Source organism: Veronia pacifica, from assembly GCF_001707825.1.
GTDB lineage: Bacteria > Pseudomonadota > Gammaproteobacteria > Enterobacterales > Vibrionaceae > Veronia > Veronia pacifica.
The window spans coordinates 70,127-87,336 of record NZ_LYBM01000004.1 but is presented as its reverse complement, the minus strand read 5'-3'; the positions used below and the strand labels follow the sequence as shown (position 1 = coordinate 87,336).

Annotated in this window: 9 protein-coding genes and 3 pseudogenes; 6 read left to right on the top strand and 6 right to left on the bottom strand. The window is 48.3% G+C overall.

Going from position 1 to position 17,210, the window contains the following annotated elements; all coding sequences use genetic code 11:
- Positions 1-270: 270 nt before the first annotated feature.
- From A8L45_RS04050 to A8L45_RS04035, 4 genes are all read right to left on the bottom strand, one after another.
- Positions 271-2,067, bottom strand: coding sequence for an AMP-dependent synthetase/ligase (locus tag A8L45_RS04050; protein WP_068899499.1), 1,797 nt, complete (start codon positions 2,065-2,067; stop codon positions 271-273).
- A gap of 333 nt (positions 2,068-2,400) precedes the next feature.
- Positions 2,401-3,894, bottom strand: a complete 1,494-nt coding sequence (locus A8L45_RS04045) for a CoA-acylating methylmalonate-semialdehyde dehydrogenase (protein ID WP_068899497.1) — start codon at positions 3,892-3,894, stop codon at positions 2,401-2,403.
- Between the two features lie 18 nt (positions 3,895-3,912).
- Positions 3,913-5,073 (bottom strand): iron-containing alcohol dehydrogenase, encoded by a 1,161-nt coding sequence (locus A8L45_RS04040; RefSeq protein WP_068899495.1) that lies wholly within the window; start codon positions 5,071-5,073, stop codon positions 3,913-3,915.
- Positions 5,070-6,650: a BCCT family transporter gene (locus A8L45_RS04035; RefSeq protein ID WP_175401899.1), complete on the bottom strand. Its 1,581-nt coding sequence runs from the start codon at positions 6,648-6,650 to the stop codon at positions 5,070-5,072. Before A8L45_RS04035 ends, A8L45_RS04040 begins: the two co-directional genes overlap by 4 nt.
- A 289-nt stretch (positions 6,651-6,939) precedes the next feature.
- Between A8L45_RS04035 and A8L45_RS04030 the strand changes: the two genes are divergently transcribed.
- The 3 genes from A8L45_RS04030 (at position 6,940) to A8L45_RS25465 (ending at position 10,538) form a co-directional block, all read left to right on the top strand.
- A complete protein-coding gene (locus tag A8L45_RS04030) occupies positions 6,940-7,866 on the top strand; it encodes a LysR substrate-binding domain-containing protein (RefSeq protein WP_068899494.1) in 927 nt (308 codons plus the stop codon).
- 168 nt (positions 7,867-8,034) lie between these two features.
- Positions 8,035-8,634 carry a CoA transferase gene (locus A8L45_RS25470; protein ID WP_281181484.1) on the top strand — a complete coding sequence of 200 codons (600 nt, stop codon included), beginning with the start codon at positions 8,035-8,037 and terminating at the stop codon, positions 8,632-8,634.
- Positions 8,634-10,538 carry a CoA transferase gene (locus A8L45_RS25465; RefSeq protein ID WP_281181483.1) on the top strand — a complete coding sequence of 635 codons (1,905 nt, stop codon included), beginning with the start codon at positions 8,634-8,636 and terminating at the stop codon, positions 10,536-10,538. Before A8L45_RS25470 ends, A8L45_RS25465 begins: the two co-directional genes overlap by 1 nt.
- Before the next feature lie 57 nt (positions 10,539-10,595).
- On the opposite strand, the pseudogene A8L45_RS23730 reads toward A8L45_RS25465, so the two are convergent.
- Positions 10,596-11,749 (bottom strand): annotated as a pseudogene (locus A8L45_RS23730) (MJ1255/VC2487 family glycosyltransferase).
- 30 nt (positions 11,750-11,779) lie between these two features.
- Entirely contained in the window at positions 11,780-12,286 is a 507-nt protein-coding gene (locus tag A8L45_RS04010) for a phosphatase PAP2 family protein (RefSeq protein ID WP_068899485.1), read from the bottom strand.
- 833 nt (positions 12,287-13,119) lie between these two features.
- Between A8L45_RS04010 and leuA the strand changes: the two are divergent.
- The 3 genes and pseudogenes from leuA to leuC all read left to right on the top strand — a co-directional run bounded on the left by leuA (position 13,120) and on the right by leuC (position 17,209).
- Positions 13,120-14,677, top strand: a pseudogene (leuA, locus tag A8L45_RS04005) (2-isopropylmalate synthase).
- A gap of 2 nt (positions 14,678-14,679) precedes the next feature.
- Complete coding sequence (gene leuB, locus A8L45_RS04000) at positions 14,680-15,771, top strand: 3-isopropylmalate dehydrogenase (protein WP_068899483.1); 1,092 nt, start codon at positions 14,680-14,682, stop codon at positions 15,769-15,771.
- A 29-nt stretch (positions 15,772-15,800) separates the two neighbouring features.
- Positions 15,801-17,209 (top strand): annotated as a pseudogene (leuC, locus tag A8L45_RS03995) (3-isopropylmalate dehydratase large subunit).
- The last annotated feature ends 1 nt before the right edge of the window (position 17,210 follow it).

The window sequence follows — 17,210 nt, the reverse complement described above, 5'->3', positions numbered from 1 at the left end:
TAACCTTTAGTCTTTATCACTATTTAGGAGACATTATTTAGTATATATATTTGAATGGAGGATTAGGATTTGCCGTATGAAATGCCATATTTCAACTGTCATAATACATTTTTGTATCAGAATGGTTAAATTTTAGAGTTTGCCGGTAGAAAATATGAGAGGTAAATTAAGTTCTTCGAATCGGAACAAGCAGGATCCCAGTCAGGGTAAGGCTTTACTAACGGTTGTGAACTGATGCTGACAAATCTGTCAGCATCAGAAGGTCGTTCATTATTTATGTTTTTTGTACATCGCCTCGATCTGTTTTTTGTAACGCTCCAGAATCACTTTACGGCGTAATTTGAGCGTTGGCGTCAGTTCACCCTGTGCCATCGAAAACTCAGACGGCAATAAGGTGAACTTTTTCACCTGTTCAAAACGGGCGAGTTCAGTCTGCATACTGGCAATTCGCTTCTCAAACATTTCAACAATCTGACTGTTGCGGATAAGCTCAAGACGGTCATGGTATTTAATATTCAACTCTTTTGCATGTTGCTCCAGAGAGTCAAAACACGGCACCACAAGTGCTGAAACAAAGTTTCTGGCATCGGCGATAACAGCAATCTGCTCAATAAAGTGGTCTTTACCTAGACGACCTTCAATGGCTTGTGGCGCAATATACTTACCGCCAGAGGTTTTCATCAGCTCTTTAATGCGGTCGGTAATAAACAGGTTACCTTTTTCATCAAGGTGCCCAGCGTCTCCGGTTTTCAGAAAGCCATCTTCGGTGAAAGTCTTCTCTGTTTCTTCAGGCTTGTTGAAGTAACCGCGCATGACCATGTCGCCGCGTACCAGAATCTCGTTATCCTTTCCGATTTTCACCTCAACGCCCGGCATGGGTTTACCCACGGAATCGGCGTTGAACAATCCATTATCCCAGCAGGAAATGGTCGCTGTGGTTTCGGTCATGCCATAGCCCAGCTTGACGTTTACACCAATGGCATGGAAAAAACGGCCAATTTCCGGGTCGAGCTTGGCGCCGCCGCAAGGCATCATAGAAATGTTGCCGCCCAACAGAGTACGGAGTTTTGACAGCACCATTTTGTTTGCTGCTCGATACGCGACTTTCAGTGCTGAATTTGGCTTGCCGCCCTGACGACGGATATCAGCCACTTTTGCGCCGACAGTCACTGCCCAGCTAAACATGGCACGCTTGGTCAGGCTGGAAGCTGCCACTTTCTCATGAATAGCGGAATAAATTTTCTCGTAGAAGCGCGGAACCGCACACATGGTGGTCGGCTTCACCTCTCTCAGTGCAGTACGGATATCGCCTGTATTGGTGAGGTAGCAGTTCGTCGCTCCACTCATTAATACGTACAGGCTCCAACAACGTTCAAACACATGCGACAGCGGCAGGAATGCCAGTGATACATCGTCTTCTGTCAGCGGTAGTGCATCTTCGTGTGTGCGGAGCTGAGCGGCAATATTGGCATAATCAATCATCACCCCTTTTGGCTCACCGGTCGTACCCGAGGTGTAAATCAGGGTCATCAGATCATCGATGGCCCGATCATCAATTCGCTTGGTAAGCTCAGCTGCAACGTTGTCATTCCCCGATGACACAAAGTCCTGCCAATGACAGCAAAGCGGATGCAGACTGACATCAACATCTTTGTTAAAGCAGACAATTTTTTCTACTGTCGGGCATTGGTCAATAACTGATAAAGCGGCGTCGAGTTGCGCTTGCTCGCCAATGAACAGGATTCTGGCACCTGCATCATTAATGATGTAAGCCGCCTGACCCGGTGTGTTGGTCGGATAAATAGGCACGGGAACACAGCGTACCTGGAGCGCGCCGAGATCAGTCGTTGTCCATTCTGCCGAGTTATTGGCAAAGATAGCTATGCGGTCCTGAACGGCCAGACCTGCCACCAGCAGCGCCTTGGACACTGCGTCGATATTGTCACCGAAGGCTTTCCAACTGGTTTCTCCCCACCCCTGATCCTGCTGAAAACGCACAGCAGTTTTATCGCCATGACTGGCAACCTGTTGGCGTATACGGGTAACGATATGAAAATTCAGTGACATGTTGTTCTCTCTCAGCGCATCGGGGTAGCGGATAGGCTTAAGTGGTCAGATCCATTTGAGCTAACACTTGTTAGCTCAATTAAAGGGTGAAGTTTAATCGTCCACATAGGAAATACAAGTGTAAGTGCACAAATTTTGTAGATAGATAACACGAATCTTTCACTCACAAATCGTTAAGGATCACATTTTCTTTGTTCACCTAAAGCTAAGAAATATATGATGCAAGAGTGAGATACGGTGGATGACTTGTGGGAAAGGCAGAGGAGATAAAGGTGATCATCAGACACCCAGTATGATTCTGATACCGGGCGTCTGTGTGTTTTTCACAAGGCACTAGAGTGTGGGCATGGAGAAACTGGTTCCCTCGCGCACACTGGCTGAAGGCCAACGCTGGGTAATGGTTTTTCGTCGGGTATAGAACTTCACTGCATCCGGCCCGTAAGCATGCAAATCACCAAAGAGTGATTGCTTCCAGCCGCCAAAACTGTGGTATGCGACAGGCACAGGTAGCGGCACATTGATACCCACCATACCGACACGGATATGGTCCGAGAAATATCTCGCCGCCTCGCCATCACGGGTAAAAATACAGGTGCCGTTGCCGTATTGATGTGCATCGATGATCGCCATCGCCTCTTCCATCGTGGTTACACGGACGATTTGCAGCACAGGTCCGAAGATCTCTTCCTGATAGCTTTGCATTGAGGTGGTGACACAATCGATCAACGTCGCCCCAACAAAGAAGCCCTCTGGGTATCCCTCGACACTCACCTGTCTTCCGTCTACCAGAACGTTGGCGCCGTCTTGTTCCGCGGAGTCAATGTAGTCTTTCACTTTCATCTGGTGCTCACGGCTGATCAATGGACCATAGTCGTTGCTGTTGTCGCTATACGCGCCAACCTTCAGTGACGCCATTTTTGTAGTGAGGCTGTCTATGAGTTTATCCGCCGCGTCATCTCCCACAGTAACGGCAACCGAGAGCGCCATACAGCGTTCACCAGATGAACCAAACGCCGCGCCAAGCAACTGGTTGGTAGCATTATCAATGTCAGCATCAGGCATCACGATGGCGTGATTTTTCGCGCCACCAAGGGCTTGGCAGCGTTTGCCATTTTCTGTCGCTTTGCTGTAGATGTAACGAGCAATTGGGGTTGAACCGACAAAGCTGACAGCTTCGACATCGGAATTGGTCAGCAGGGTATCCACGACACTTTTACCACCCTGAACCACCTGCATCACCCCATCAGGCAGACCTGCTTCTTTAAGTAGCTGAGCAATAAACAATGCCGCACTCGGATCACGCTCCGACGGTTTGAGAATAAAGCAGTTGCCGCACACTAATGCCATCGGAAACATCCACAGTGGCACCATGGCAGGAAAGTTAAACGGCGTGATACCTGCCACCACGCCAAGAGGCTGATGTTCCGACCACGAGTCAATCGAGGGGCCAACATTTTTGCTGTACTCGCCTTTCAAAAGCTCAGCCGCAGAGCAGGCATATTCCACATTCTCAATGCCTCGCTGAAGCTCTCCCGCTGCATCGTGACCTATCTTGCCGTGCTCTTCGCCAATCAGCGCACAAATTTTATCCCTGTTGGCTTCGAGCAGGCGTTTGTATTCAAACATGATGCGTGCGCGTTTGATGGCAGGCTGGTTTCGCCACCCCTTAAACGCCTCTTTTGCTACCGCAACAGCATTATTCACGGTCTGCTCGGGTGCGAGCAACAATTCGCGGATCGCTTCTCCTGTCGCAGGGTTATAGACGGCTTGTCTGCCCGCTTCGTCGTAGGAGAGTTCTCCGTTAATCAGGTGTCCGACTCTATTCATTCCTGTATTTCCTTTTCCTTAAGTCCAGAGTTGTTGGTAGAGCGCCGCCATTTGCTGTGGTGACGGCACCCTTGGATTATTGGCAGGAGAGCCTGATGCAATGGCCTGATCAATCATGGTATCGAGCACCTGATCAAAATGGCTGGCCGACACGCCAAACTCAGCCAGTGTCGGTACACCCAGTTCTTGATTGAGTTTGACCAGTTCATCAACCAGCTGCTGGCAGGCAAGGCTGTCAGAGTCATCATCACTGGCAACAGCCATTGCGCGGGCACAATCGGCATAACGGTGCTCTGCGGCTTCTACTGAAAAAGCAGTAATAGTAGGTAATAACATGGCATTAGAGAGGCCGTGCGGCACATGGAAAAAGGCCCCTATCGGCCGACTCATTCCGTGTACCAGCGCGACCGAGGCATTAGAAAATGCCAGTCCCGCAAGCGTCGCTCCCTGCATCATCGCCTCACGGGCAGCGACATCGCGCCCGTCGTGAAAGACCCGACGTAAATTCGGCGCCAGCAGGCGCATTGCCTCAAGCGCATGATAATCACTGAACGGTGTCGCTTTTTTACTGACATAGGCTTCGATGGCATGAGTCAGGGCATCGATTCCGGTATCAGCAGTGATCCTCGCCGGGACAGACAGGGTCAGCTCGTAATCCACTATTGCGGCAACAGGTGCGAAGCTAAGCCCAACACATAACATCTTCTCATCAGTCTCATCGTCGGTGATCACCGTAAACCGGGTTACTTCCGATCCGGTTCCCGCCGTTGTCGGCACTGCAATCAGTGGGATCCCCGACTCATTGACCATTCTCGGCACTTTGTAATCACGCATTTTGCCTCCAAAAGCGAGCAAAATACTGGCAGCTTTGGCACTGTCGATGGCACTGCCGCCGCCGAGCGCGACCAGACAATCAAAATCATCTTGCCGCGCAGCCTCAACCAAGGCGTCAATAGAAGACGACGTTGGCTCAGGGATCGTGTCCGAATAGACATCGGCATGAATATCCGCATTGTGGAGGATCGACTGCAGAGTATCGACATATCCCAGCTGAACCATGGTGGGATCAGTGACAATTAGGACACGGGATGCTGCAAGGTTTTTGACCATCTGAGGAAGTTGCTTAATCGCTCCTCCTCCCATTTCTATCGTTCTTGGTAAAGTGACTGACGCAATCATTTTGCTACTCCTGCTATATCTGAATCAGGCTTACCGGGCAGCGGTTCACGGCGAAGCGCTTTATAGAGGCCGAATGTGGTAGTAATGATCACCAGCGAGAAAGGAAGTGCAGCAACGATAGACGCGGTTTGTAATGCAGAAAGCCCGCCTGCCAGAAGCAAAACGGCCGCCACAAAGCCAATCGACATACCCCAGAAAATTCTGTATCGCGCGGGCGGATGCTCATTGCCCATAGATAAAAGGGTGCAGATAACCAGAGTGGCCGAGTCCGCTGACGTGACAAAGTAGGTCACCAGCATGATGGTACAGATGGAAGCACCGAGAATGGTGAGTACTGAGCCAATGTCCATCAGCTCAATGGTTTTGAACAGTGCTAACGTCAGGTCGTTATTGACCGCTTCAACGACCCCGCCCTGCCCAAAGAGCTCAATGTAAACTGCTGTGTTGCCGAAGATAGTGATCCAGAATGCTGCGAGAGTTGTGGGCGCAAGCAAGACACCAAGCACAAATTCACGGATAGTCCGCCCACGGGAAATGCGCGCAATGAACATGCCACAGAAAGGTGCCCACGCAATCCACCAGCCCCAGTAGAAGATTGTCCAGGCACCCTGCCAGGTATTTTCAGGGTTAGGATCGACCCATAACCCGAGTGTGGTGACATTCAGCATGTAATCACCAAGATTGGTGAAGAACGAACCAATCACATAAGCTGTTGGTCCAAGAATGATGAAAAACGCCAACATCACTACCGTCAGGCGCATGTTGAGCTCACTGAGGATCCTGATCCCCTTATCGACACCGGTGAGAACAGAGAAGGTTGCGATCATCGAGATCACTACGATCAGCCCGATCTGAGTCTGCGTACTGATCGGGATTCCAAAAAGATACTCCAGTCCGGCATTCATTTGCTGTGCGCCAAGCCCTAGCGACGTCGCAATACCAAATACAGTGCCGAATACGGCTAACAGGTCTGCGGCATGGCCGAGTGGGCCATAAATCCTGTCGCCAAATACAGGATAGAGTCCTGACCGCACCGACAGCGGTAAGCCTTTGCGATAAGCAAAGTAAGCCAAAGACATGCCACAAATTGCAAATAGTGCCCAGCCATGCAGACCCCAATGAAAGATACTGATCCTCATGGCAATTTGCGCTGCTTCAATCGATAACGCTTGATCTTTAGTGATAAAAGGGTTGGTCTGCATGTGGTACATAGGCTCTGCGATACTCCAGAAAAGTATCCCTATCCCGATACCTGCACCAAAAAGCATTGAAAACCATGAAAAAAAACCAAATTGGGGTTTCTCATCATTTTTACCCAGTCGGATGCTGCCGTAACGGCTAAAAACAAAGTAGAAAGCAATAAAGAGGAAGGCACTCATCAAACCTACGTAATACCAGCTTAAATCTGTCGCGATATATTTTTTTGCGGCAGAATACACTTTATTGGCATTTTCAGGATCGATAACGGTATATAAGACGAATAATATAACCAGTATTGATGAACCGACAGCCATTACCGGATTAACACCGGCAAAGATCCCTTCTTTATTGTTCGATTGAATATCTATATTACTCATCTATCTCTCCCTTTCATTTAATTCCTAAATATATTCAGACGAAATAAAGCCTCAGAATAAATACTGAGTTTAATCAGCTTGTCCTTAAAAACCGTTTCAATCGAACAAAAACGGTAATACTAAGCTGGAGATAGTTAGTCACAATTTATATTGCTGAGACAATCAAGAAAATTTGCCCCATAGATATAAATTATTTTATAGATTGATGACTGACCAACTATTGATCCCGGAAAAATTTGAACTACTTTGAAAGGGAAAACATGATTCTACGTGGATAGGACGTCTCATAATGAAGAAAAGATTACCTCCGCTAAACTGGCTCCGCTCATTTGAAGCCGCAGCACGTCACTTGAGTTTTACGCATGCATCAGAAGAATTACACATCACTCAGGCAGCAATCAGCCAGCAGATTAAGGGATTGGAAAGTCAGCTGGGTACCACGCTTTTTATCCGCTTGCCGCGCGGTCTCAGGCTCACCGAGGCGGGCAGTGCCTACCTGCCCGTCGTGCATGAAGCCATCTCAAAATTGTCAGAAATCACAGAAGAGCTATTTGGTCAGGGCCGTAATAAGCTGTTAACCATCAGAGTTAATTTAGTGTTTTTTATCAATTGGTTATCGCCAAGATTGCAACTTTTCAGAGACTTACATCCGCAGGTGAATTTGAAAATTACCAGTAATATCTGGTTCGACGGCGCAGACAGAAAACACGATGCCGACCTGGAGGTGGTTTATGGCAATGGACGCTGGAGTGATCTTGAGGCCAGGCGGCTGACTTGGGATACCCTTTTCCCAATATGTAGCCCGGATTTCCGCGCTTCTCTACCCGACGAACTGACACCCGAGTTATTGCAGAAACAGCGGTTATTACATGTTATTGGTTATGAAGATGGCTGGGGACACTGGTTTAATAGAATGCAGGTGATCAATGCAGAATTTGATCAAGGCTGTCAGTTCGATACCTTGGTCAATGCACTTGAAGTAGCCGCTAATCATGGCGGTATTGCACTTGGGAGAAGTAGTCTTGCAGAGCGATATATTAACGAGAAAAGATTAGTGAGATTATTTGATGAAAATGTTATTACGTGTGAAGCTTTTTACTTAGCAAACTCTAAAACAAAGATACTTCATCCTCATGCTTCTTTATTTATTGACTGGATAATGAGTGAAGTGGAAAGTGATATAAATAATATTAATAACAAGCCCCTTTATAATTAATCAATCAAGTTAAGATATAAAAATTCTTATTCCTTTGAGTTCATTTTTATTAATAGTCCTTCGATTAAATAAAAATTAATCTTTAAGCGTTTAATGACACAGCAAGCATTGCTGTTCCTACGCATTTTGAGTCTTACATTTAGACACGGAAAAAAGGAATAAGAATTGATGAACAACGAACTGCCGCTCGCCGGAGTCAATGTCGTTGACTTTGGTCAATATATTGCTGGCCCTGCCGTCGCTATGATTCTGGCTGACATGGGTGCAACTGTCGTTCATATCGACCCGCCTTCTGGACCTCTGTGGCAAGATCCGGCGAATGCGACCCTTAATCGCAATAAACTGTGCCTGTCACTGGATTTAAAACAGGATCAAGACAGGGAAAAAGCACTGTCACTGTGCCGCGAAGCCGACATCATTATCGAGAATTTTCGACCCGGTAAGCTACAAAAACTCGGAATTGATTTTGCAGCGCTAAGAGAGCACAACAAGCGCCTTATCTCACTGTCCATTCCTGGCTTTGCCTCCAACGACACACTTCGCCGCGAGTGGAAGGCGACAGAATCCATCATTGCAGCAACATCCGGCGCGTTCACTGATATGGGCTTTAATCGTGTCCTTATGGGATTGAACCCCAGCTTTTCGCCCCTGTCTCTCGGCTCTGCCTATGCCACTACAATGGCTGCAAGTTCACTGGCATTAGCCCTATTTTCACGTGAAAAAACAGGTCTTGGCGAACATATTGAGGTGCCAGTAGCAGCAGCCTGATGGAGGGGCTTTCGTATAATTCCATTGTCATTGAAGATTTGCCCGAGCGTTACCTGACGATGCGCGAAAAAGAAATTCGTGACCGTCGAGAAAAAAACCAGCCGATGGATGTCAGCTATCAGGCGTTACAAGAATACCTCGACCCCTTTTACCGCACCTACAAATGCAAAGATGGTCGCTATTTTTACGTTGTCTGTCCGTCACATCGCAATCACGCCAGACGTTGCCTGAACCTTGTCGGCATTTACGATGAACTGATCGAAGAAGGGTTACCGGAAGTGGATGACCTTTATCTGCCTCTTGATGAGTGGAGCGGAGAGACGTCGATCGGGGTGTACCCACTTCCTGAAAAATGGGCTCAGCGTATTTCAGAAAAAATGAAACGCGAATTTGTCAAAAAAACCTCTGACGAATGGGGCCTTCTTTTTGGTGAGAACGGCATTCCCGGAGCCCCGCATAGAACGACCAAGGAGTGGGTTAACAGTGAACATTGTCGCGATAGTGGCTTAATTGTCGATATTCAAGACCCGGAATTCGGCGAAATGCGTGTCCCCGGTCCTCTCGTATGGTTCGAGCATCAGGCCGATATAGCCATTAAAACCAAAGCCAGACAGTTTGTCTCTTACTCTGACGCACTGACGCAATTTAGATTAAATACGCTGGCACATTCCCCCGCCGATGATGTGGTGTTGGCCTCTGATAAACAAGGTTGGCTGTCAGGCGTAAGAATTCTGGATTTAACCAATGTGATTGCAGGCCCTCATTCTGCTGCTTTTCTTGCCCGCTTTGGCGCTGACGTTATCAAGCTCGACCCGACTGAACCCATGTACGATCCGCTGATTGGCGTCCTGTTCAGCATTCAGTCAAATATCGGCAAGAAAAGTATGCTGATGGACATGCTGTCACCAGAGGGAAAACACATATTTACCAAATTGGTGCAAAGCTGCGATATCGTCGTGATCAATGCACCAGATAGACAGGTTATTCCCTTGGGATTGGATGAAGTCAGCCTGAAAACTATCAATCCTGATGTGATCTTTTGTCGTCTTGATTGCTTTGGCGGTCCACTGCGGGCAGAGAAAACCAACTACATCGGCTACGACGATATCATTCAGGCCAACAGTGGGATCATGAGTCGGTTTGGTGGGCCGGACACACCAGAGGAGCACGCCCACTTAGGCACGCTTGACGTTAACTGTGGTTTTGCGGCCGGACTAAGTATGGCACTGGCGCTGTATCACAGAGAGAGAACGGGTGAAGCTGTGCGTTGTAGAACCTCACTTTCAGCTATCGCTAACCTTGCACAAATCAAATACGCCTATGACTATGCTGACAGGGCACCATTTAACGAACCTTCTGGACGCGACTCGCTCGGATACCACTGGCTTTCGCGTTTTTACGAAACTCAGGATGGGTGGCTATTTTTGGATGCCGAGGATAATCAGTTAGATTTGCTCGCCAGCCTGTCCGACTTCTCCTTGCTGTCGAGGCTTCCAGATAATTTAAGACAGGAGTACATCGCCGAGCGTCTGAGAAGTGTCGGAACAACCTACTGGGTTCATCTTTTCGACGAAGTGGGTATTGCCGTTGCCGATCCAAAAAGTATTGAATGGCTGCGGAAACATTACACTCGCGATGCAGATGGTAGAGTCGGTATACACTTGGGAAGCTATGCTTTTTCAAGATATCAAGACCACCCAAGCGGACATTGCATTACCATCGTCGACCATTATGCGATTCGGCCGGAGAACGCCGCCATTATTTCCCTTCCGCCTACCGAGGCTTTCGGTCGCTCCACCAAGGAGGTGCTGAGTTGGTTAGGTATTAAAGATGATGAAATCGAAAAGCTGGTTGTCGATAACCGGGTGAGCCTTAGCTGGGGAAGAGAGTACCTACCCAGCTAAACAATGAGTTAGTGCGTCAGGTCTTTTCAGTCACAGAAACCTGGCGCACTTTTTTTGTTACTGCGCAGGCTTGTCTTGTGGTGTATCTCCAGACGTTTTTCGGTCTCGTCGGGTAGTCAAAAATGATGACGTTCGAACCTGAGACCAATCGCGGAAATCTGACAACAGATCAGTCACATGTTCAGGAAAGACCGCCTGCTGCCAAAGCTGATTTTGCAGTGCCGGAAGCTCGTTGAAATCGCCCTTAACCAACCATTTGGCAATCGCTGGGGCAACATCGGGGTAATCAACAACCTGAGCAGGCGGCTTTTCGAGCCATTGGCGAATGATCTCGGGGTTAAGATCATCCATACAAGTCGCAAGACCAAGCATATCGAGGGTTGCGACATTACTTTGCTGTTCAAATTGTCCCATCAGAGGTTTCAGCAATAGCTTTTTACCCAGAGTCAACGCTTCAGAGGGCAACTCGAATCCGCCGTTGGCAATCACTCCAGAGCACTTCATCAATGCAGCGTGAAAGCCTTCCTTACACTGTGCCCTGACGGTGACTTTATCGACAATTTTCTCTTTAGTCGCGTCAGGGTGGAAGCAGACAAACTCTCCTTCCTGCTGATTGAGCAAGGCAACAACCGTATCCAGATCCTCAAACGGCAGGTAGACAAGCACAAAGTCTGACGTCTCTGCCTCACTCACAGACCCAACATCCACGATAGGTGCAGAATCGGGTTATCAAAGTGATACCAGTGCAAACCAATTTTATGCTCTGTGGGTGCGAAATACTTCATGATCTGGGCATCAAGAAACCCCTCACCCCGCTTCGGAACATCAAACGAGAAAGCGGCCTGATGACTGATAGCCAGTGAGGGAATATTCTGGCGTCGTGCCGCCCAGGCACTGACAGGTTCAAAGTCTGACACCACCAGATCGTACCCTGTGACATCAAGACTGTTGATTTCTTTCAGCAGGGTAAGAGGCTTGTTGTGAATGGCTGTGCGGAGAATACTGACATTACCGGCATGAGTAATAAATGTCATGCCAGTACGGGTTTGATAATCGCCAAAAATTTCCATATCAAAATACTTTTCGGGGTCACGACCAGAAAAGAGAAAATCGACCTCAACATCCGGTAAATCGGCAAATGCGCGAGCCATTGCGCGGGCACGGGAAATGTGGCCATTTCCGGTTCCCTGAACACCATAAAGTATTTTCATTTTTATCCTCTGTAATGTTGTTTGCCGCGCTTAAAGTGACAGGATGATGCCAGCACAACTCAGGCCTAAAACCATTCCTGCTAAGATGTCGGTGGCGAAGTGCACCCCCAGCAACACTCGGGAAATACCAATCATGGCTGCCCAGCACCAGTAGACCGGCTCCCACTCGGGATAGAAGTGACTGAGCAAAGATGCCATTAAGAATGCTGCTGCTGTATGGCCTGACGGCATACTGTAGAGATCAGAAGGTGTGATAAATGATGGTAAGTCAGACGGTCTTGCCCGGCGGAATGACCGCTTGAGAGTGACATAAATTGGTAACTGAATCGCGAATGCAAGCAGGCCTGCAACCAAAAAAGACTGACCGTGAAGACCATCGGTCAGCGCAGCAACTGCGCCAAGGACGGCGTACATTGGCCCGTCACCTGTTCTCGACACCCATCGACTGAGCTTCGCAATCGAAGGACTGAATCTGTTACACAGAAAAAGAGTAGAGACCGCATTGTCTACTCTTTTTATTGCCATCAGACCCCTCATAATTCACTCTCCTCTTATCAAACTCAGAGAAGACTAGTAATTGCCGATTACGCTCAGGTGACGGTTTTCCGACAAACATGTGAATCTGCGCGTTTACTCAACGGCTGACAAAATAACTCGATAAAAATAACGGGTAGTTAGCAAACATCAGTATTGGTTACATGGACTTTTCATGTCAGATCTCCCAGAGCCCCTGGTACTCATCAAAGGAAGAAAACGGGAATACCGCCGGTGTTATTAAGAGGACATAGAGAGGTCTGCCCTCTTGAGGTTTACTGCACCTTATTTCAAACATATCTGGCTTTTTGTAGACGGATGCAGACAACGCCAAGCACATCGGTCAGTTTTCCATTAAGGCATCTTCTGTATTGCACCCCGATATTTCTCCCACTCTCAGAGGCAAAGATATTTATTGTGATATCAGAGAGATACCACGATGGCTTTTTGACGCCTGACACTGCATATATCTCGAATCTTTATTTTTTTCTGATTTTTAGCCCAAGATAGCCCTTTAGTGGATTATTCTGCGACATACTCATATTGCAACGAATTGAACCAGTATTGAGAATTTAGTTAATGCTTTCTCATTATTTTTGCATTTCGTATTGACGGCTAGGCGAACGGTTTGATATTTCTTTGTGCATACTTATTGTGAGTGAATAAAGATGACGTTTCCTGTACTGCTGCTAGAACTACTCCTTCTTATCGCGAATCCTCGCGCGGGTAGTTTTTGGACAGAAAACGGAAACAAAAGAATGTCTAAAACCCGCGCTAACAGCGCGGGTTTTTTCGTATGGCGGACTGGAAAATAGTAGGGAAAAGAGGGAACGACAATGAAAGACGACCAAGTGATAATTTTCGATACCACATTACGCGATGGTGAGCAGGCGCTGTCAGCAAGTTTAACTGTTAAAGAGAAACTTCAAATTGCGCTGGCACTCGAGCGACTGGGTGTTGATGTTATCGAGGCCGGATTCCCTGTTTCTAGCCCGGGCGACTTTGAATCGGTGCAGACCATTGCAGCCAACGTCAAAAATAGCCGAATTTGTGCCTTATCTCGTGCGGTTAACAAAGATATAGATGTCGCTGCCGAATCACTCAAAGTGGCTGAAGCCTTCCGCATCCATACCTTTCTCTCTACTTCCACTATTCATGTTCAGGACAAACTGCGTCGCAGTTACGATCAGGTAGTAGAGATGGGGGTTGCCGCAGTAAAACGGGCACGTCGCTATACAGACGATGTTGAGTTTTCGTGTGAAGACGCTGGCCGTACACCCATTGATAACTTATGCAGAATGGTCGAGGAAGCAATTAAAGCAGGCGCGACCACAGTGAATATTCCCGATACTGTCGGTTATACGGTACCGGACGAGTTTGGTGGCATCATAGAAACCCTGTTCAACCGGGTACCAAACATAGATAAAGCCGTCATTTCTGTTCACTGTCACGACGATCTGGGTATGTCAGTGGCTAACTCTATCGCCGCGATACAAGCTGGCGCCCGTCAGGTTGAAGGCACGATCAATGGTATTGGTGAGCGAGCTGGTAACTGCGCACTTGAAGAGATCGCCATGATCATCAAGACCCGTGGAGATTTGCTGGGAGTAACGACAGGGATCAACCACAAAGAGATCAGCCGCACCAGTAAAGTGGTCAGCCAACTTTGTAATATGCCTATCCAGTCAAATAAAGCCGTGGTTGGCGCCAATGCATTCAGCCACAGCTCAGGTATCCATCAGGATGGTGTTCTTAAGAATAAAAAAACCTATGAGATCATGACTCCCGAGTCGATAGGCCTGAACAATAAAGCTCTGAACCTGACCAGCCGATCGGGACGCAGCGGTGAAAAGCCACATGGACACTTTAGGTTACACCGACTCAGACTATAACCTTGATACCCTATATGAATCTTTCTTGAAATTAGCTGACAGAAAAGGACAGGTGTTTGATTACGATCTTGAAGCCCTGATGTTCTTCAATAACGTTCAGGAAGAAGATGACTTTTATAAGCTGAAATACCTCAGCGTTCAGTCTGGCAGCGTAATGGCCACGACCACCATAACCTTACAATGCGGCAGTGAAGATGTGTCTGAAGCCGCCATCGGTAACGGTCCGGTTGACGCACTTTACCAGTGTATTTACCGCGTTACCGGCTACGACATCGTGCTGGATAAGTTCGACCTCACGGCAAAAGGTGAGGGTGAGGACGGTTTGGGTCAGGCTGACATTATCGCCAACTATAAAGGTCGTAAATATCACGGGACAGGGGCATCGACAGACATCATTGAAGCCTCAGGTCAGGCATTGCTTCACGTGATAAACAGCATCTATCGCGCAGATAAAATTGCAGAAATTAAACAACAGGCAACGTTAAAAACGGAGACAGTGTAACCATGGCAGGACAGTACAAGATTGCAGTATTACCCGGTGACGGCATTGGCCCTGAAGTGATGCAACAGGCACACAAGGTGCTTGATGCCATTCAGGATACGTTCGGGCTGGTGTTCGACAGAAGTGAATATGACGTGGGTGGTATTGCCATTGATAATCATGGTTCTCCTTTACCTGAACACACGTTAAAGGGCTGTGAAGCCGCTGATGCTGTACTCTTTGGATCGGTCGGCGGACCGAAATGGGAAAATCTTCCACCTGACGAGCAGCCAGAGCGCGGTGCACTCTTGCCACTGCGCAAGCACTTCCAACTGTTCTGTAACCTGCGCCCTGCACAGATCCATAATGGGCTGGAAGCATTCTCACCGCTGCGTGCCGATATCTCCCAGCGAGGTTTTGATATTGTGGTAGTACGTGAGCTGACTGGCGGTATTTATTTTGGTCAACCCAAAGGGCGTGAAGGCAGTGGTCCAGAAGAAAAGGCTTTTGATACTGAGGTGTATCACAGGTTTGAAATAGAGCGTATTGCCCGCATCGCATTTGAATCAGCCAGACTGCGCAGCAAAAAAGTATGCTCAGTTGATAAAGCGAATGTCTTACAAACCTCTATCTTATGGCGTGAAGTGGTAGAAGACATCGCTAAAGATTACCCAGACGTTGAGCTTTCACACATTTATATCGATAACGCCACGATGCAGTTGATCAAAGACCCGTCTCAGTTTGACGTAGTGCTCTGCTCAAACCTCTTTGGCGACATCATTTCTGATGAATGTGCCATGATCACAGGCTCGATGGGGATGCTGCCCTCCGCCAGCCTGAATGACAGTAAGTTTGGTCTGTATGAACCCGCTGGCGGTTCAGCACCAGATATTGCAGGTAAAAACATTGCCAACCCTGTCGCACAGATATTATCAGCTGCATTGATGCTGCGTTATAGCCTTGCCGAAGAGCAGGCCGCTCAATCAATAGAAGCTGCAGTAGCAAAAGCTCTGGAAGCCGGTGAACTTACTGCCGATTTGACCAGTGATACAGCGCCACTGTCTACCTCTGAAATGGGTGACAGAATTGCCGGATATATCCGCGAAGCAAAGTAAAATATTAAAATAAATCAAGGAAGTTAAGCATGTCAGTACACACACCTAAAACGCTGTATGAGAAAATTTATGATGCTCATGTGGTGGTCGAGGCAGAGGGCGAAACCCCTCTGTTATACATCGACCGCCATTTGGTTCATGAAGTCACCTCTCCTCAGGCCTTTGATGGACTGAAGGAAAAAGGACGCCCTGTTCGCCAGCTCAGCAAAACGTTCGCCACCATGGATCACAATGTGTCCACCCAGACCAAGGACATCAAAGCATCGGGTGAAATGGCGCGAATACAAATGGAGACACTGGCGAAAAACTGTAAGGAATTTGGCGTCACTCTGTATGACCTCAACCATCCTTACCAGGGGATCGTCCACGTTATGGGCCCGGAACTGGGGATCACCCTGCCCGGCACCACCATTGTGTGTGGCGACTCACACACCGCCACTCATGGTGCCTTCGGCGCGTTGGCTTTTGGTATTGGTACCTCAGAAGTTGAGCACGTACTGGCGACCCAGACTCTGAAGCAAGCACGGGCAAAAACCATGAAGATCGAGGTTCGTGGTCATGTCGACGAGGGTGTGACAGCAAAAGATATTGTACTGGCAATCATTGGAAAGGTCGGTCACGCAGGTGGTACGGGCCATGTTGTCGAGTTCTGTGGAGAGGCGATTGAGGCTCTCACCATGGAAGGACGGATGACCGTCTGTAATATGGCAATCGAGCTCGTGCTAAAGCGGGTTTGGTCGCCCCTGACCAAACGACATTTAGTTACCTTGAGAACCGCAAGTTCTCTCCCAAAGGAGACGACTGGCAGGCCGCGCTGGCGTACTGGAATGATCTGAGAACGGACGACGGTGCCTCCTTTGATACTGTGGTGACATTGGAAGCAAAAAACATCAGTAATCAGGTGACCTGGGGAACCAACCCCGGCCAGGTGGTGGGAGTCAACGACAGTGTGCCCGATCCGGAGAGCTTCGCCGACCCTATTGAACGTCACTCAGCAGAACGCGCTCTGAAATATATGGGACTGGAAGCCGGCCAAAAGATCACTGAGATCAGCATAGATAAGGTGTTCATTGGTTCCTGTACCAACTCACGCATCGAAGATATGCGCGCTGCCGCTGCGGTAGCGAAGGGTCATAAAGTAGCAGAAGGTGTACAGGCTCTGGTCGTTCCGGGATCTGAGCAGGTTAAAGCACAGGCAGAACAGGAAGGTTTGGATCAAGTATTCATAGAAGCTGGTTTTGAGTGGCGCTTACCGGGCTGCTCTATGTGTCTGGCTATGAATAATGACCGACTTGGACCTAAAGAGCGTTGTGCGTCAACCAGTAACCGTAACTTTGAAGGCCGACAAGGCCGTGAGGGTCGTACTCACCTTGTCAGTCCAGCCATGGCAGCCGCTGCCGCTATCGCTGGTCACTTCGTCGATGTTAACCAGATTTGAG

What these genes read in the sequence shown, in the direction of transcription:
- A8L45_RS04010 (WP_068899485.1), bottom strand. Translation starts at nt 12,286, where the DNA reads ATGAGGGGTCTGATGGCAATAAAAAGAGTAGACAATGCGGTCTCTACT.
- A8L45_RS04035 (WP_175401899.1), bottom strand. Translation starts at nt 6,650, where the DNA reads ATGAGTAATATAGATATTCAATCGAACAATAAAGAAGGGATCTTTGCC.
- A8L45_RS04045 (WP_068899497.1), bottom strand. Translation starts at nt 3,894, where the DNA reads ATGAATAGAGTCGGACACCTGATTAACGGAGAACTCTCCTACGACGAA.
- leuB (WP_068899483.1), top strand. Translation starts at nt 14,680, where the DNA reads ATGGCAGGACAGTACAAGATTGCAGTATTACCCGGTGACGGCATTGGC.
- A8L45_RS25465 (WP_281181483.1), top strand. Translation starts at nt 8,634, where the DNA reads ATGGAGGGGCTTTCGTATAATTCCATTGTCATTGAAGATTTGCCCGAG.
- A8L45_RS04030 (WP_068899494.1), top strand. Translation starts at nt 6,940, where the DNA reads ATGAAGAAAAGATTACCTCCGCTAAACTGGCTCCGCTCATTTGAAGCC.
- A8L45_RS04040 (WP_068899495.1), bottom strand. Translation starts at nt 5,073, where the DNA reads ATGATTGCGTCAGTCACTTTACCAAGAACGATAGAAATGGGAGGAGGA.
- A8L45_RS04050 (WP_068899499.1), bottom strand. Translation starts at nt 2,067, where the DNA reads ATGTCACTGAATTTTCATATCGTTACCCGTATACGCCAACAGGTTGCC.
- A8L45_RS25470 (WP_281181484.1), top strand. Translation starts at nt 8,035, where the DNA reads ATGAACAACGAACTGCCGCTCGCCGGAGTCAATGTCGTTGACTTTGGT.